This is a genomic window from Geothrix edaphica (assembly GCF_030268045.1).
Taxonomy (GTDB): Bacteria; Acidobacteriota; Holophagae; order Holophagales; family Holophagaceae; genus Geothrix; species Geothrix edaphica.
Map to the genome: position 1 here is coordinate 83,125 of NZ_BSDC01000004.1, position 15,645 is coordinate 98,769.

General features: G+C 67.0%; 14 protein-coding genes. 1 reads left to right on the forward strand and 13 read right to left on the reverse strand.

Going from position 1 to position 15,645, the window contains the following annotated elements:
* Positions 1–147 precede the first annotated feature (147 nt).
* The 5 genes from QSJ30_RS13730 to QSJ30_RS13750 all read right to left on the reverse strand — a co-directional run bounded on the left by QSJ30_RS13730 (position 148) and on the right by QSJ30_RS13750 (position 5,507).
* On the reverse strand, positions 148–1,272 hold the full coding sequence (locus QSJ30_RS13730; protein WP_285610158.1) for an LPO_1073/Vpar_1526 family protein: 1,125 nt from the start codon (positions 1,270–1,272) through the stop codon (positions 148–150).
* 241 nt (positions 1,273–1,513) lie between these two features.
* Entirely contained in the window at positions 1,514–2,074 is a 561-nt protein-coding gene (locus QSJ30_RS13735; RefSeq protein ID WP_285610160.1) for a hypothetical protein, read from the reverse strand.
* Between the two features lie 294 nt (positions 2,075–2,368).
* On the reverse strand, positions 2,369–3,172 hold the full coding sequence (locus tag QSJ30_RS13740; protein WP_285610162.1) for a hypothetical protein: 804 nt from the start codon (positions 3,170–3,172) through the stop codon (positions 2,369–2,371).
* Positions 3,169–4,770, reverse strand: coding sequence for a hypothetical protein (locus QSJ30_RS13745; protein ID WP_285610164.1), 1,602 nt, complete (start codon positions 4,768–4,770; stop codon positions 3,169–3,171). The genes QSJ30_RS13740 and QSJ30_RS13745 overlap by 4 nt, the downstream gene beginning before the upstream one ends.
* Positions 4,761–5,507, reverse strand: a complete 747-nt coding sequence (locus tag QSJ30_RS13750) for an ABC transporter ATP-binding protein (protein ID WP_285610166.1) — start codon at positions 5,505–5,507, stop codon at positions 4,761–4,763. The genes QSJ30_RS13745 and QSJ30_RS13750 overlap by 10 nt, the downstream gene beginning before the upstream one ends.
* A 55-nt stretch (positions 5,508–5,562) precedes the next feature.
* Between QSJ30_RS13750 and QSJ30_RS13755 the strand changes: the two genes are divergently transcribed.
* Positions 5,563–6,351, forward strand: a complete 789-nt coding sequence (locus QSJ30_RS13755; RefSeq protein ID WP_285610168.1) for an SDR family oxidoreductase — start codon at positions 5,563–5,565, stop codon at positions 6,349–6,351.
* 49 nt (positions 6,352–6,400) lie between these two features.
* Here QSJ30_RS13755 and QSJ30_RS13760 read toward each other — a convergent pair whose 3' ends face one another.
* The 8 genes from QSJ30_RS13760 to QSJ30_RS13795 form a co-directional block, all read right to left on the reverse strand.
* Positions 6,401–7,777, reverse strand: coding sequence for a M20/M25/M40 family metallo-hydrolase (locus QSJ30_RS13760; RefSeq protein WP_285610169.1), 1,377 nt, complete (start codon positions 7,775–7,777; stop codon positions 6,401–6,403).
* 79 nt (positions 7,778–7,856) lie between these two features.
* Positions 7,857–8,855 carry an N-acetyl-gamma-glutamyl-phosphate reductase gene (gene argC / locus QSJ30_RS13765; RefSeq protein WP_285610171.1) on the reverse strand — a complete coding sequence of 333 codons (999 nt, stop codon included), beginning with the start codon at positions 8,853–8,855 and terminating at the stop codon, positions 7,857–7,859.
* On the reverse strand, positions 8,852–9,904 hold the full coding sequence (locus QSJ30_RS13770) for a hypothetical protein (RefSeq protein WP_285610172.1): 1,053 nt from the start codon (positions 9,902–9,904) through the stop codon (positions 8,852–8,854). The genes argC and QSJ30_RS13770 overlap by 4 nt, the downstream gene beginning before the upstream one ends.
* 183 nt (positions 9,905–10,087) lie before the next feature.
* Positions 10,088–11,275, reverse strand: coding sequence for an argininosuccinate synthase (gene argG, locus QSJ30_RS13775; protein WP_285610174.1), 1,188 nt, complete (start codon positions 11,273–11,275; stop codon positions 10,088–10,090).
* A gap of 10 nt (positions 11,276–11,285) precedes the next feature.
* Positions 11,286–12,644 (reverse strand): argininosuccinate lyase, encoded by a 1,359-nt coding sequence (argH, locus tag QSJ30_RS13780; RefSeq protein WP_285610176.1) that lies wholly within the window; start codon positions 12,642–12,644, stop codon positions 11,286–11,288.
* Entirely contained in the window at positions 12,641–13,702 is a 1,062-nt protein-coding gene (locus QSJ30_RS13785; protein ID WP_285610177.1) for a M20/M25/M40 family metallo-hydrolase, read from the reverse strand. The genes argH and QSJ30_RS13785 overlap by 4 nt, the downstream gene beginning before the upstream one ends.
* Positions 13,702–14,622 carry an acetylglutamate kinase gene (gene argB / locus QSJ30_RS13790; protein ID WP_285610178.1) on the reverse strand — a complete coding sequence of 307 codons (921 nt, stop codon included), beginning with the start codon at positions 14,620–14,622 and terminating at the stop codon, positions 13,702–13,704. The genes QSJ30_RS13785 and argB overlap by 1 nt, the downstream gene beginning before the upstream one ends.
* Before the next feature lie 24 nt (positions 14,623–14,646).
* Entirely contained in the window at positions 14,647–15,636 is a 990-nt protein-coding gene (locus QSJ30_RS13795; protein WP_285610180.1) for an N-acetylornithine carbamoyltransferase, read from the reverse strand.
* Positions 15,637–15,645: the final 9 nt, after the last annotated feature.

The following is a 15,645-nucleotide window of genomic DNA, read 5'->3' on the forward strand; positions in this document are numbered from 1 at the left end:
TGGTTTGCGGGAGGGTGAACGGTAACGAATGAAGTTAAGCGGCCGCGCTTGCACCGAGGCGATGAGCGGAGCCCCGAGATAGAGAAATGATGAGAGCGGAACGCAATGCAGGCAGGGTCCGAATTGAGCGTAGGGTTAGGACACAGATCAGTTAATCCAGATGGAAAGGTCAGTTAATTCACCAATATCTTTTTTGACATTGGCGTGGCCGATCGCGATGCCAACACTAGTAAGTGTTATGTTTTTCATTGCCGAGTTGGACCAAATTTCAAAAACATTGGACATATATGGAGCCCCATTAATCGTGAGATCCCTGATTTCTTCATGATTCATCATTGATTCATTGTGCATAGCAATGAGTTTTGGGATTTCTGACTCGGGGATATTGTGATTATCTGCCTCGGTTTTGATTGCTTCTTCATTAATTGTATTAACCTGAATATTATTTTCATTGTTAATACATCTTGAAAAAATTGGACTATGTCGAGGAATGGTGAATTGTTTGCTTGCAAATTGAGTTTCATCCAAACCCTTCGAAAATAGGCCACCGTACTGATTGCGTATTAATTGTGGGAGTTCGAGGGAACTGATGCTGATCGCACCGCAGCCAGAATATTCAAGGTGCTGGTAACTTACCTGCCTATTGCTAATAGAACTCGCGAATGGCTTAATATGAAGATCCAGATATTTATAATATGTTGAAAGACTGTTTATTCCATTATTAATAGTGTATCTAAACAAAAATATAATGCTTAATGCAGCAAGCTGATCGGTTGTTAATTTGGGGGCAACAGTAAGTGATTCATTTAACACTATTTGCAAAATATCTCTAGTCGGGTGCTTGGACCTATCGATAAGTATATCAATTAGAAGTTCACCAATTTCTCTGTCACCGCAACGCGCATACTCTTTCTGAACGCCGAAGAGGGCATGTTGAAAATCTGGGTCCTTGGCTTGTTCTAAACCAATTGGGTTCTGTTGCTGAAGTTTGTTGATGAATTCCTCTGTGATTTCTTCAGCACGAGACCTGGCGATATCTTTCGCAATCCCAGCAAGACTCATGAAATTTGAATTATAAACATCTAGAGCAATTTGACGTGCCTCAATTGCAGATATCCCATGGATGTTTACGGTGCCGGCTTGAATATTTGTGGAGTTATCGCCGCTATTCTGATTTTGATCTTTCATTTTTGACATCTCCACCGATATTGATTTGGCCTCGCGATTGAAGATTAACTGAATTTTTTCCGCTTCTTTGGTTTTGTGACCCACTGCCTGACTTCCTGGCAAGCCACCAACCGATCAATGTAAGAGGAATGGCAATCAAAGCGCCACTGAATAGCCATTCTTTGTTTTTGAGTAACCAAGTCATATACTGCCTCTTGGGGGAGTAAGGCCTAACGAATGAAGCCAACCGGCTCCTCCTGCGCCGAGGCGGCGAACGAAGCCGAGGAAGCGGGAAGAAGAGAAAGAGCGGAAGGCAATGCTGGCGGGGTCCGAGTTGAGCGAGAGGTTAGCCAGCGTTGATGATTGCGTTGATAAACCGACTCGCTTTGATTGCTGATTCGACATAGGATTCTGCGTCGGCGATGGAGGGTGAAAATTCGGAGGCATGAGCAGCATAATTTCTAACTTTTCGCATGTCACTGATTACGTCAAATAGTTCAGAATAAATCTCTTTCCGTGTGACATCACTCGTAGAGTGCCAGTGAGCAGCCGCATTTGGAGGAGAACCACTTTGGCCAATACCATTTTTCCTCAGCGATTCTTCAACAGACAACCATGCTTCGAGGATGGCTGCCCTTGGCGAAACGATCGCGATTCTGTGGAGTGAATCTTCCAAAGAGGATGGTGTGTTCGGTTCTTGAGGAACTGCCTTGAGTGATTCGACCCTTCGAATTTCCCTCTCAATCTTGGAAACATCCTCATTGAAATTTGCTTCTAGCTCGTGAAATTTGAGATGAGACATTCTCGAGAATAGGCCGCGTATCTCTGCCCTGAACAGGTAACTAATCCATACTGCCGCGAAGGGCCATGCTAGGGCTTTTACGAGTTCTACGACGTTCTGAAACATGGCCAGGCCTCGGAAACGGCTAACTAGGATTTAGACGATCAGAGTGGAGAGGGATGAAGATCGCCCGACTTGGAAATACTGAGGTGTAACTGCTGATCAGATATCAAGATCATGAGATGAATCGGCAAGCTTAGTCCGTCGAAAAGAGGGATGACCTGAGTCTTCGGCGAATACAAGGACCTTTTGGTTCTTCCCATGAAGACACGCTTATCTCGTCTCCCCAAGGGAATCATTTGAACGGGCGAATTCAAGCCCCGAACGGGCGGCCGAGCCCCCAAAGGGCTCACGCCAGCCTCAGCACCGCGCGCAGAAGTGGGGCGGCGCGGGCAGCCGGGAGAGGCCTTCGAAGGCCAGCTCCCAGGCCCGGACGGGCCCGCGGAAGGCGGTGGCCTTAAGGGTGAGGGTGCGCAGCGCGTGGAGGGGCGCGGGGTCGCCGGGCAGGGGCAGGAAGGGGATGGGCTGGCCCGTGGCGGCGCGCAGGGCCGTGCGGAGGGCGTCCGTGAGGGCCGTGGCTTCCGGCAGCACCAGGGGCGGCACCCGCAGCTCGGCGCCCTCGGGCAGGGGCACGCCGGGCCAGAGGTCCGCCTCGAAGCCGCCGTGCTGCTCGTGATCCGGGGCCTCCCGCCACTCGGGCCGGCGGAAGGTCATCTTGCGGCGGGCCTTGTCCCAATCCGGCAGGAACAGTTTCAGGTCCGCCTTCTCCAGGGGGCCCATGGGGGCCTTCTCCAGGGCCACGGGCACGGCTCGGGCGATGCGGCCCGGCAGGCGCCGGACCAGCATGGGCTTCCCGTCCAGCCAGGGTAGGCCGGCGTCCAGGGCGCAGACCAGGGCCCCCAGGCGGCGGCGGTGGAGCTGCAGGGCCTGGGCCAGGTCGCAGCCCGGCAGGGGCAGGAGCCCCACCACATTCAGCGCCACGCCCCGGGCCTGGATGGCGGTCACGGCCGCCAGGGGCTCCCGCAGGTCCTCCGCCGTGCGGCCCAGCACCGCGACCTGGGGCAGGCCATGGCCCTGGATCCGCTCCACGAGGACGAAGCCGCCAGGGGCCGACAGCACGGACCCGCCCAGCTCCGCCGCCAGCCGCAGCGCCTCCGGGTTCATCCCAGGGCCTCCACCAGCTTCTCCCGGCGCCGGTCCAGAGCCGCGGCGGCCGCGGGCAGCAGGAGCAGGTGCGCCGTGAGGATCAGGCCGAAGAGGAGCGCCATGCCGGGCACCAGCAGCAGGGGCGAGCTCCAGGCCAGCAGGGCGTAGGCGCCGCCGAAGAGGCCGGCCCAGAAGGCCGAGGTCCCCATGCTCAGCAGGCCCAGGGCGAAGGGCATGTTGTTGTTCTTGAGGCTGTCCATGGCCATGGGCCGCGGCGCCCAGGTGGAGGTCCACTGCCCCACGGACGTCTGGGCCAGGAAGATGCAGGCCATGAGCAGCATCCCGCCCAGGAGGGGGACGGGCCCCGCGTGGTCGACGGCCAGCAGCAGGCCGGCGAGGGCCAGGGCCTGGAGCCCCTGGTGGGCGGCCATGCCCAGCAGCTTCCCCTTGAGCAGATCCTCCGAGCCCACGGGCAGGAGGAGCAGGCTCTTCACCCCGTGCCGGTCCAGGCCGAACTGGTTGAACACGAAGTTGTTCGCCACCAGGGACAGGTAGGCGAAGGCCGCGGGCACGGTCCAGAGGGGGTTGGCCTTGAACTGGGCGAAGGGGCCCTTCAGCAGCACCACGGTCATGAGGGGCATGAGGAAGGCGAAGCGGCCCAGGTGGCTGCGCATGAGGGTCTGGAAATGCAGCCGCCCCAGGCCCTCCGCGGGATGGCGGAAGCTCCACAGGCGGTCGGGCTTGCGGGTCGTCGGTGCGGCCGCGGTGCCGTTCGTCTCCCGGGCCATGATCCGGGCGCCCAGGACCATCACCAGCGCCAGCAGGCCCAGCGGGTAGAGGTGCAGGGCCAGGGCCGCGCCCCACTGCCCTTCCTGCGCCTTGACCAGGCTCCGGGCGGCGGCGTGGGTGGGCAGGGCCTCCAGCACGCGGCCAGCCCCCCGGCCCAGGGCCTGCACCCTCTCGATCTGGGCGGCCTGGAGGAGGCGGGTGGACGGCCCTGCGCCGCGCTTCGGCAGGCCGGCGGACATCAGGGTGGAGCCCAGCCAGGCCAGGATCCCCAGGCCCACCAGGGCGAGGCGGAGGCGCTTCACCAGGGCCGCGGCCAGGCCCCCCACCAGCAGCTGGAGGGCCAGCAGCATCAGCAGCGTCTCGAGCAGCAGGAAGGGGATCAGGGGCAGGGTCGAGGGGGCTGCCAGGCCGAGGCCGATCAGCATCCCGGTGAGGGCGAGGCCCATGGTCAGCGGCAGCATGTCCGCCAGGCCGGCCGTCAGCTCCGCCAGATAGAGGGTCCGCAGCCGCAGGGGGAAGCCCCGGTAGGCCTCCCAGGCCAGCTCGCGGGCGCCGCCCAGGACGCCGCCGATGAGGCCGCCCCCGATGCCCAGGAAGGCCAGCAGGGTGCCGAGGATCGTGATGACGACCGGCCGTTCGAGGCGGCCCCCGAGGAGCCAGCCCAGCGCCCCGCCGCCCAGGAGCAGGCCGAAGGCGCCGAACAGGGCGAGGAGCCCCACCACCAGCGCCAGAGCCCAGGCGCCCTGCCGCCCCAGCTCCCGGGCCGAGCGGTTCCAGGTGGCCTGCCCATGGGCCGCCAGCAGGGCGCGGAAGGGGCTCACAACCATGACAGGGCCCCCTTCTGCGCGCCGCCCACGAGCCCGACGAAGAGCTGCTCCAGGCTCTCGCCGCCGCGGCGCAGCTCGTCCAGGGGGCCGAAGCCCTTGAGCTGGCCCTCGTCCAGGATGGCGATGAGGGGACAGAGCTTCTCCACCACCTCGAGGATGTGGCTGGTGAGCACCAGGGTCACGCCGTTCCGCTGCAGGCCCTGGAGGATGTCCTTGATGGTGCGGCTGGTGACGGGGTCGATGCCCTCGAAGGGCTCATCGAGGAACACGACCTTGGGCCCGTGGATCAGGGCCGCGCAGAGGGCCACCTTCTTCTTCATGCCGAAGCTGTAGTCCGCGATGAGGGTCTTGGGGCCCGGCGCCAGGTCCAGGGTGTCGAACAGCTCCGCCTGGCGGCCATCGATGAGGGCGTCCGGCATGCCGTACATGCGGCCCACGAAGCGCAGGTACTGGGGGCCCGTGAGCATGTCCAGCAGGGCCATGTCCTCGGGCATGGCGCCGATCTGGCGCTTCACGGCGAGAGGGTCGGCCTCCAGATCCAGCCCCAGCACGCGGATGCGGCCGGTGGTGGGCTTCAGCAGGCCCGTGACCATCTTCAGGGTGGTGGACTTCCCCGCGCCGTTCCGCCCCAGCAGGCCCAGGAAGGCGCCGGGCTCCAGCGCGAGGCTGACATCATCCACGGCCGTCTTGTCGCCGAAGCGCTTGGTGAGGTTCACGAGTTCGAGGGCAGGTTCCATCCATCGAGCATAGCAACCGCCGGACCCTCCTATGCTTGGATCCCAGGAGGACGACATGGAGCTCGGCATTCGCGGCAAGGTGGCCATGGTGGCGGCGGGCAGCAAGGGGCTGGGCCGGGCCGCGGCCCTGGCGCTGGCGGCGGAAGGCTGCGCCGTGTCCGTGTGCGGGCGGAGCGAAGCTTCACTCGCCGCGGTGAAGGCCGAGCTGGAGGCCCTGGGCGTGCCCGCCCTCACGGTGGCGGCGGACGTGGCGAAGGCGGAGGATCTGGCCCGCTGGCACCAGGCCACCGAGGCCGCCCTCGGCCCTGTGCAGATCCTCGTCACGAACACCGGCGGGCCCAGGGCCGCCGGGTCTGCGGACCTCTCCGACAGCGACTGGGCCGCCGGGGTGGAATCCACCCTCATGAACGTCGTGCGCCTGTCCCGCCTCGTCCTGCCCGGCATGCGGGCGGCCCGGTGGGGGCGCATCGTCCACATCACCAGCCTGGTGGCCAAGCAACCCACGCCCCTGCTCACCATCAGCTCGACGCTCCGGGCCGGCCTGTCGGGCTTCACCCGCACCCTGGCCCTGGAGACCGCCGCGGACGGCATCACCGTCAACGCCCTGCTCCCGGGCCACGTCATGACGGACCGGCAGGTCCACCTGGCCGAGCTGCGCTCCGCCGCCGAAGGCATCTCCATGGACGAGTACTACGCCCGCACCGCCGCGGCCATTCCCGCCGGCCGCCTTGGCGACCCGCAAGAGGTCGGCGCCGTCATCGCCTTCCTGTGCGGGTCACCCGCAAGCTACCTCACCGGCCAGAGCCTGCTGGTGGATGGGGGGCTTGTCCAAGGCACGTTCTGACGCAGAAACGCCGGCCATCCGGCCGGCGTTTCTGCACGAGGAACGGCCGTCAGCCCTTGATCCCGCTCACCGTCTGGAAGTAGTGCGCGAACGCGGCGATGCCGCCGCCGGCCTGCTCCCAGTCGTAGTTCTCGTTGGGGGCGTGGTAGCCATGGCTGGGGAGGCTGAGGCCCAGGAAGAACACCTCGCAGCCCAGGATGTCCTCCATGGTCTTCACGGCGCCGATGCTGCCGCCTTCGCGGGTGAAGGAGCAGGGCGCGTCGAAGGCGAACTTGTAGGCATCCTTGATGGCCTCGGCGTAGGGGCCGGTGACATGGCCCTTGAAGGGGGCCAGGCCGTGCTCCTCGTGGAACTGGACATCGGGGAAGTGCTTGTTCACGAAGGCGCGGATGCGGTCCATGGTCTTGGCCTCGTCCATGTCCGGCACCAGGCGGCAGCTCAGCTTCACCTCGGCGCGGGGCGGCACGGCGCTCTTGATGCCGGGGCCCGTGTAGCCGCCCACGACGCCGTGGACCTCCATGGTGGGCCGGCCCCACACGCGCTTCATGACCTTGATGGGATCCTCCGTGCGCATGCCGGTGATCATGTGGTCCTTCTTGAAGGTCTCCACGCTGAAGCCGGCATTCGCCCACTCCTCCAGCTCCTGCTTGGAGGGCTTCACCACCTCGTCGTAGAAACCGGGGATCTTCACCTTGCCGGTCTCGCCGTCCATCATGGCGGCCACCACCTTGATGAGCTCGGCCAGGGGGTTGCGGGCCGCGCCGCCCACCACGCCGCTGTGCAGGTCGTGGTCCGCGGTCTCCAGGGTGAGGCGGAAGCCCTTGAGTCCCCGCAGACCCGCGGGCGTGCTGGGCTTGCCGCGGGTGATCCAGACCGTGTCGCTCACCACGATGGCGTCGGTCTTCAGGCGGTCCTTGTGGCGGTTCAGGCCGCCTTCGAAGCTGGGCGAGCCGATCTCCTCCTCGGTCTCCCAGAGGAAGTGGATGTTGAGGGGCACGCCCGCCTTCCGGGCGGCCAGGGCGCCGAAGAAGGCCGTCACCGCGGGGCCCTTGTCATCCGTGCTGCCACGGCCGCGGTAGGTGTCGCCGTCCACCACGAAGGTGAAGGGCTCCGCCGTCCACTCGGGCTCGTTGGCGGGCTGCACGTCCATGTGGTTGTAGACCGTGATGGTGGAGCAGCTGGGATCCTCGCCGAACCACCCGTGGATGAGCGGGTTGCCGCTGGTCTCCAGGATCTCGGCCTTGCCGCCGTGCCGCTCGAAGAGGGCCCGGGCCGCCTCGGCCACGCGCCGCACATCGCCCTGCCGGGCCGGATCGGCGCTGATGGAGGGGATCTCCACCAGAGTCCTAAGCTCCGCCTCGAAAGCCGCGCGGCTCTCGCTGGCGAACTGGCCCAGGGCCTCGCGGGTGAGCAGGGATGGATTCATAGACGCTCCGGAAAGGGTCAATCATCATCCCACATCCGGAAGTCTTGTCTATTAAGGGATCTAGAGGTCGCTGATAGGGTCAGCCCGGATAGCCGCCGGCCACCCTCAATCCGGTCCACTCCGGCAGGCCCAGGGCCAGGTTGAGGTTCTGCACGGCCTGGGCGGCCATGCCCTTGCCGAGGTTGTCCAGGGCCACCATCACCGCGCCGTGGCCGTGCCGGGCCGCCACGCCGATGTCCGCGAAGGCGCTCCCTGTGGTGGCCGCCACCCGCGGCGATCCGTCCACCACCCGCACAAAGAACCGGCCCTTGTAGAAGTCCTCGTAGCGGGCGCGCAGCGCCGAAGGCTCAATTCCCGCGGGAAGCGGGAATTGAGCCGTGGCGAAGATCCCCCGCACCATGGGCGCACTCTGGGGCACGAAGCTGAGGGGCGCCTCCCAGCCTTCGAGGGCGAGGGTGCGCAGCACCTCGGCCTCGTGCTGGTGGCTGAGCATCTTGTAGGCCCGGAAGTCCGTGGCCCGTGTCGGATGGTGCGTGGTCTCGCTGGGCGCGGCACCGGAGCCGCTGGAGCCCGTGGCGGCGGTGACGGCCACGAAGGCGGGCTTCCAGGGGGCCAGCGGCAGCAGGGCCAGCTGCAGGGCCGTGGCGAAGCAGCCGGGATTGGCGATGCGGGTGGCGCCCTTCATGCGCTCGGGCTTCCAGTCCACCAGGCCGTAGACCCAAGAGGGATCCAGGCGGAAGTCCGTGGACAGGTCGATGACCGTGAGCTTGTTCGCCAGGCCCAGGCGGGTCCATTCGGCCTGGAACTCTGGCCAGAGCCTGGCCAGCTCGCCATGGGGGAGGGCCGAGAACACCACGGGGAAGGCGCTGTCGGCCAGGGAGGTCCAGTCCGGGGTGGCCTCGAAGGCGCCGTCCACCAGGCCTCGCAGGTTCGGATGCTGGGCGTGGAAGGGCTTGCCCGCATGGCTGCGGGCCGTCCCGCGCACGGACTTCACCGCGGGATGGACCGACAGCCAGCGCAGCAGCTCGCCCCCGCCGTAGCCCGAGGCGCCGAGGATGAGGACGTCGACCTTGCTCATGCCTTGGCCGCGATCTTGGGGGCCACGAGCCCCAGCACGAAGGTGCCGAGGGCCTCGGCATCGGCGCGGGCGTTGCGGGCGGGGAGGCCGAGGGTGGCCACGAACCGCTCGCCCACGCGGTTGTCCGTGGCGGGGCCGGCGATGAGGTCGGCCTGGATGGCGAAGGCGTTCTTCAGGTGGTGGACGCCACCGGCCGCACCCACGGGATCATTGGCGCAGAGGACGAACGCGCCGCTCAGGGCCTTCAGGTCGGCGTCTTCGAGGATGGCCTGGACGCCGTACTCGCCCATGATGCCGTCACCGGTCTCCGCCACGATGACGTCCACGCCGTGGGCCGCCAGCTCCGAGAAGATGATGCGCGACACGCCGGCGGCGCTGCCCGCGTCGGTGCACACGATGCCCGCGTCCGTGAAGTCCAGCGCCACCTCGGCGCCGTAGTCGCGCATGGCCAGGGCATCGCGCATGAGGGACACGCCCGTGAGCTTGCAGGCGCCCACGCGGTAGCCCGCGCGGCTGAGCTGGCGGATGGCCGCGCAGGCGGCGGCGGTCTTGCCCGCGTTCATGCAGGTGCCCGCCACGTACACCACGGGGCAGTGGGTGGAGAGGCCCGTGCCCTTGAGCGCACCCATGCGGATGTGCGCGGGCTGGCCGGCGCGCGACTGGAACTCGGGGAACACCAGCACCTGGCCCAGCACCTCCAGCTCGAAGGGCTTGCCCACATCGGGGTTGTGGGAGAGGCACTGGCCGATGACGCCGCCCATGTTGAGCAGGTTCACCGTGTCGCCGGGCTTCAGGGACTCGGGCATGACGCCCTCGTAGCCCTGGAGGGCGTTGCGGTGGCCCAGGGCCCCCACGAGGATGTCCCCGTCATGCAGGGTGCTCATGCGCCCGTGGGGATCCTCCAGCTGGTTGTAGGTGGTCTTCTCGCCCCGCACGCGGCAGGCGATGACCGAGCCCTCCTCCAGCAGGATCTCCGGGGAGAGGGTGAGCGTGCGGCCCAGCCGCAGGTTGCGGGTGACCGAGGCGAGCTTGTCGACGTGGATGCGCATGGGGGGCCTTTCAGAAACGTTGCCTGGCTATGACGGAGAAGAGCAAAAACCGGAAAACACACGCAGAGAAAAGAAGAGACAACAGAGAGTGCGGAGGATGGCGTGCCTGTCTTTTTCTGCGTTCTCTGTTTTCTCTGCGGCCCTCCGCGTGAGTTGTTCTTGAAGGCCTGCCTTTGCGGTTGATCAGTTGTTTTTGGCTTTCAACGTAAGAACCTGCTGGACGCCGAAGACCTTCGCGAAACCCGCGGCCTCGGCGCCGGTCCAGAGTTTGTTGGCTTCGCCGTAGGTGGCGATGCGGGGATCCATCAGGGAGTAGGGCGACTGGACGCCCTCCACGACAAAAGCGCGGGGGTGCAGCGTGAGGCGCACCTCGCCGCTCACGCGGTCCTGGCTGGATGTCAGGAAGGCCTCCAGGTCCCGGGCCAGGGGATCGAAGAAGTGGCCCTCGTGGAGCAGGCTGCCATAGAGGTTGCCGAGGCTCTCTTTCCAGAAGAGCTGCTTGCCGCTGAGCACCAGCTTCTCCAGCTCCCGGTGGGCGCCGATGAGCAGGTGCGCGGCCGGGGCCTCGAAGCCCACGCGGCCCTTGATGCCCAGGATGGTGTCGCCCAGGTGCACGCCGCGGCCGATGCCGTAGGGCCGGCCGATGGCGTTGAGCTGGGCCACGAGGGTGACGGGGTCCATGCTGTTGCCATCGAGGGAGACGGGCACGCCCTGGTCGAAGCCGATGACGAATGACTTGGGTGCCAGGCTGCCGATGGTGCCGCCGGGGAAGGCCGCCTCGGGGAGGGTGGTCCAGGGGTCGAGCGTTTCGCGGCCGCCCACGCTGGTGCCCCACATGCCCTCGTTGATGGAGTAGTCCTGCGTCTTCGGGGGGAAGATCACGCCGCGGTCGGCGCAGTAGGCCATCTCCTCGGCCCGGGAGAGGGCCAGGTCGCGGATGGGGGTGAGGATCTGGAGGTCCGGCGCCAGGGCCCGGAAGGCCACGTCGAAGCGCACCTGGTCGTTGCCGGCCCCGGTGGAGCCGTGGGCGATGGCGGCGGCGCCCATGTCCTTGGCGAGCTCGGCCACGGCCCGGGCCTGGCAGACCCGCTCGGCGGACACGGACAGCGGGTACATCTGCCCCCGCAGCACGTTGCCGTAGACCAGGTAGCGCAGGTAGCCGTCGAAGAGCCCGGCCCGGGCGTCCACGGTGGTGTGGCTGATGGCGCCCAGCTTCGGCGAGGCGGCCTCGATGCGGGCCAGCTCCTCCGGCGAGAAGCCGCCGGTGTTCACGGTCACCGTGGCCACGTCGTAGCCCTGCTCCTTGAGGTAGAGCACGCAGAAGGAGGTGTCGAGGCCACCCGAGAAGGCGAGGACGGCGAGCTGGCTCATGGGGTTCCTTTCAGGCGGTCCAGAGGGCGGTTTCGGCGTCGGCGTGCAGCTTCTGCTTGGCTTCGATCCAGCCGCGCGCTGCGGTGAGGTCGGCGGCGAGGCTGTCCAGGGCCAGGTTGCCGGCGCCGCCCAGGTGGGTGGCGGTGAGGGCGGCGCGGTCCGGGGCGAAGGTGCCCTCCTGGATCTGCTGGGCCACCTTGCGGTAGGCCTCGCGGAAGGGCAGGCCGCCCTGCACGAGGACATAGGCCTGGTGGGCGGCGTAGAGCTCGTCGCTGGAGGCCGCGGCGGCGGCCTCGGCCTTCACCTGGAGGGCGGGCAGCAGGGGCTTCAGCACGGCGAAGAGGTCGTCGGCATGCCGCAGCGCGGTGATCAGCGGCTGCTTCAACAGCTGGAAGTCCCGGTGGTAGCTGGAGGGCAGGCCCGAGGCGATCTGCTCGAGGAGCCCAGCCGCGCCGCGCAGCTCCCGGCAGCGGCCGCGGGCCAGCTCCACCACATCGGGGTTCTTCTTCTGGGGCATGATGCTCGAGCCGGTGGTGAAGGCGTCCGGCAGCTTGAGGAAGCCGAACTCCTCGGTGCTGTAGAGCGAGACGTCCCACAGGAACTTCTCCAGCACACCGCCCACGGAGGCGGCCCACTGCAGCACGGCGGCCTCGTGCCGGCCCCGGCTGTTCTGCACGTCGATGGGGCTGCGCTGGACCTTGGAGAAGCCCAGCAGCTTCGCGGTGAGCTCCCGGTCGATGGGGAGGGGCACACCGAAACCGGCGGCCGATCCCAGCGGGCAGCGGTCCAGGCGACCGTAGACCCCTTGCAGAGCCTCCAGTTCTTCCAGCAGGCCTTCGGCGAAGGCCGTGGCCCAGAGGCCGAAGGTGCTGGGCATGGCCCGGCGCAGGTGGGTGTAGCCCGGCAGGGGCGTGTCCTGGTGCGCCTTGGCGAACGTGAGGAAGCCCTCGGCCAGATCCGCCACCCGCAGGCCCAGGACCACCAGGGCGTTGCGGAGGTAGAGGCGCAGGGCCAGGATCACCTGGTCGTTGCGGGAGCGGCCCAGGTGGATGCGGCCGCCCACGGGTCCCAGGTGCCGCGTGAGGTCCGCCTCGATGGCGGTGTGGCCGTCCTCCATGTGGGGCGGGATGGGGAAGGCGCCCTGCCTGGCGAGGTTGGCGATGCGCCGCAGGCCGCGGACGAGCAAGACGGCGTCCGCCTCGGGGATGAGGCCCGTGGCGGCCAGCATCCGCGCGTGGGCGGCGCTGCCCAGGGCGTCCCAGGCCAGGAGGGCCAGGTCGGTCTCGGGATCCTCGCCCACGGTGAAGCGGTGGATGGCCGCGTCCAGCGGGACATCCTTGGCCCAGAGGGTGGTGGCTTCAGGCCTCATGGCTGCACCTGCATCTTGAAGAACGCGGGGACGAGCTTGGCATAGAATTCCGCACCCGCTTCGAGTTCCTGGATGGTCAGGTACTCGTTGGGCCGGTGGCTGCGGAAGGTGTCGCCGGGACCGGCCTTCACGGCGGGGATGTCGCCCAGGAAGGCCCAGTCCGAGGTGGTGCCCGAGCCCACGGGCCCCACCTTGTTCGCGGCCTGGAGGGCGGCGCGGACGATGGCGTGGTTGGGATCCGTGCCCTTGGGCAGGTAGCGCTTGGAGTGGATGGCCACCTCGCTCTCGAGCTGCCGCTGGAAGTCGGCGCCCAGGGTGTCGTGGTCCTGGTCGGGGCCGGTGCGGAGGTCGATGAAGAACTCGCAGGCGTCCGGTACCTGGTTGCGCCGCAGGCCGCCGCTGATTTGCGTGACCTGGGCCTTCTGGGTGCCCAGGAGCGGGTGGGCGGGAAAGTCCATGGCCGCGACCCTGGAGATGTCCCGGGCCGCCTTGTGGATGGCGTTCTCGGCGCCCAGCATCTGGGCGTGGGCCACATGGCCGCTCTGGCCCCGGGCCGTGCACTTCAGCACCAGCAGGCCCCGCTGGGCGGCGCAGACGCGCAGGCCCGTGGGCTCGCCCACCACGGCGCCGTCGAAGGCGCCGAGCTGGTCGAGGATGGTGGCAATGCCCTGGCCGCCGGTCTCCTCTTCCGCGCTGAGGGCCACGACGACTTCACCGTCGAGAGGCTGCTTCGCGAGCTCGAAGGCCGCGAGCAGGATGGCCGCCACGCAGCCCTTGGCGTCGTTGGCGCCCAGGCCCTGGAGCCGCGCCCCGTGCCAGACGGGTGTGAAGGGGTCCCCCTCCCAGCCGGCGCTGGGGGGCACGGTGTCGAGGTGCGAATTGAGCAGCAGGCGGGAGCCCCCCTGCTTCCCGAAGGAGAACCAGAGGTTGTGCCCCTGGCGCTGGGCCTCGAAGCCCTGCGCGGCGATGAGGTTCTGCACCAGATCGGCGATGGGGCCCTCCTCGCCGGACACGCTGGGCGTGCCGACGAGCAGCGTGAGCAGCTCCGCCGGACTCATCACTTGGCTCCGCCGGTCACGGGCTGGGAGGCCACCACCATGGTGCCGCTGCCTTCGTTGGTGAAGATCTCGGCCAGCAGGGCATCCGGGGCGACGCCGCTCACCAGGTGGGCGCTGGCGACGCCGCCCTGGAGCGCCGCCTTCACCGCCGCCACCTTGGGCCGCATGCCGCCGCTGATCACGCCCTTGGCCTCGAAGGCCGCCAGCTCGTCCAGGGTGGCGTGGGGCACGAGCGAGGAGGCCTTGTGGACGTCCTTCAGCAGACCCGGCACGGAGAGCAGGAAGAACAGCTTCTCGGCGCCCAGGGCCGTGGCCAGGCTGGCGGCGATGGTGTCGGCGTTGGTGTTGTAAATGGCGCCGTCTTCCCCCCCGGAAAGCGGCGCCACCACCGGCACGAAACCTCCTTCGAGCAGGTGGCTGAGAACGTGGGGATCCACGGTGTCGATGTCACCGACCAGGCCGAAGTCCACCAGCTGAGGCTCGGTGGCACCGTCCGGCACCACGGGCACCGGCGGCCGCCTGGTGGCCTTGAGGAGGCCGGCGTCCAGCCCCGTGAGGCCCACGGCGGGCACGCCCGCGGCCTGGAGCTCCGCCAGCAGGTCCATGTGCACCTGGCCCGCGAAGACCATCTTGGCGGCGTCCAGCACCTCGGGGCTCGTCACGCGCCGCCCCGCCACCTTCTGCACGGGGATGTTCATGGCCTCGCAGACGGCGTCCAGCTCCGCGCCGCCCCCATGCACCACCACCACCTTGATGGAGAAGGACCACAGCAGGGCGATCTGCTCGCAGAGGGCCTTGCGGATCTTGGGCTCGGCGATGACCTCGCCGCCCACCTTCACCACAAAGGTCTTGCCGCGGAACAGGCGGACGTACCGGGAGGCTTCCTTGAGGGCGGCGTAGGGATTGGGGGAGAGCGGCATGGATAACTCCGGAATCGGGCGGGGTCAGGCGTTCAAAAGGTGGTCGATGGTGGCGCGCTGAACGTGGAAGCGGTTCTCGGCCTCGTCCACGACGCGGCTCCAGGGGCCGTCCAGGACGCTGTCGTGGACTTCCAGGTTCCGGCGCACGGGCAGGCAGTGGGTGAAGATGGCTTCCTTCGCGGCCTTCTGCATGTGGGCGGCGGTGGGCATCCAGGCGCCCAGGTCGGCCATGGGCGCCGCCTCCAGGCCGGAGCTGGTGGAGGGGCCCCAGGCCTTGGCGTAGACGGCGGCGCTGCCCTCCAGGGCGGCGTCCTGGTCGGTGGTGTAGAGGATCTTCCCGCCGGTGGCCGCCGCATACTTCTCGGCTTCGGCGCGGACTTCCGGCGCCAGCTCGTAGCCCTTGGGGTGGGCCACCCGGATCTCGGCGCCGCAGGCCGCGGCGGTGAGCAGGAAGGAGTTGGGCACGGCCTTGGGCAGGGGCTTCATGTGGGGCGCCCAGGTGAGGGTGACAGGCACCTTCGTGGTGCCGTGGGCCTCCTGGATGGTGAGCAGGTCCGCCAGGCCCTGGTGGGGGTGCTCGCGGGCGCTTTCCATGCTCAGCACGGGCACCGTGGAGAAGCGACGGAAGGCGTTGATGACGGGATCGAGCTCATCGATGGCGTCCCCGTCGCCGTGGGAGAAGGTGCGCACGGCCAGGGCGTCCACGTAGCGGCCCAGCACGGGCACGCCTTCGCGCACGTGCTCGGCGCGATCCGAATCCATCACGGCGCCGTCGCGATCTTCCAGCTTCCAGGTGCCGGCGCCCACCTCGAGCACGATGGCGTGGCCGCCGTGCCGCAGCATGGCCGCCTCGAAGCTGGCCCGGGTCCGCAGGCTGGGGTTGAAGAAGACCATGCCCAGGATGCGGTCCGCGAAGATGGCGCCGGGCCTGGTCTTCTTCCAGGCGGCGGCCTTGGCCAGGATCTGCTGGACACCCTCCGGGCCCAGGTCGGCGATGCGGGTGAAGTGCTTCATGTCTGCTCC

What these genes read in the sequence shown, in the direction of transcription:
- QSJ30_RS13735 (WP_285610160.1), bottom strand. Translation starts at nt 2,074, where the DNA reads ATGTTTCAGAACGTCGTAGAACTCGTAAAAGCCCTAGCATGGCCCTTC.
- QSJ30_RS13740 (WP_285610162.1), bottom strand. Translation starts at nt 3,172, where the DNA reads ATGAACCCGGAGGCGCTGCGGCTGGCGGCGGAGCTGGGCGGGTCCGTG.
- QSJ30_RS13745 (WP_285610164.1), bottom strand. Translation starts at nt 4,770, where the DNA reads ATGGTTGTGAGCCCCTTCCGCGCCCTGCTGGCGGCCCATGGGCAGGCC.
- QSJ30_RS13750 (WP_285610166.1), bottom strand. Translation starts at nt 5,507, where the DNA reads ATGGAACCTGCCCTCGAACTCGTGAACCTCACCAAGCGCTTCGGCGAC.
- QSJ30_RS13755 (WP_285610168.1), top strand. Translation starts at nt 5,563, where the DNA reads ATGGAGCTCGGCATTCGCGGCAAGGTGGCCATGGTGGCGGCGGGCAGC.
- QSJ30_RS13760 (WP_285610169.1), bottom strand. Translation starts at nt 7,777, where the DNA reads ATGAATCCATCCCTGCTCACCCGCGAGGCCCTGGGCCAGTTCGCCAGC.
- argC (WP_285610171.1), bottom strand. Translation starts at nt 8,855, where the DNA reads ATGAGCAAGGTCGACGTCCTCATCCTCGGCGCCTCGGGCTACGGCGGG.
- QSJ30_RS13770 (WP_285610172.1), bottom strand. Translation starts at nt 9,904, where the DNA reads ATGCGCATCCACGTCGACAAGCTCGCCTCGGTCACCCGCAACCTGCGG.
- argG (WP_285610174.1), bottom strand. Translation starts at nt 11,275, where the DNA reads ATGAGCCAGCTCGCCGTCCTCGCCTTCTCGGGTGGCCTCGACACCTCC.
- argH (WP_285610176.1), bottom strand. Translation starts at nt 12,644, where the DNA reads ATGAGGCCTGAAGCCACCACCCTCTGGGCCAAGGATGTCCCGCTGGAC.
- QSJ30_RS13785 (WP_285610177.1), bottom strand. Translation starts at nt 13,702, where the DNA reads ATGAGTCCGGCGGAGCTGCTCACGCTGCTCGTCGGCACGCCCAGCGTG.
- argB (WP_285610178.1), bottom strand. Translation starts at nt 14,622, where the DNA reads ATGCCGCTCTCCCCCAATCCCTACGCCGCCCTCAAGGAAGCCTCCCGG.
- QSJ30_RS13795 (WP_285610180.1), bottom strand. Translation starts at nt 15,636, where the DNA reads ATGAAGCACTTCACCCGCATCGCCGACCTGGGCCCGGAGGGTGTCCAG.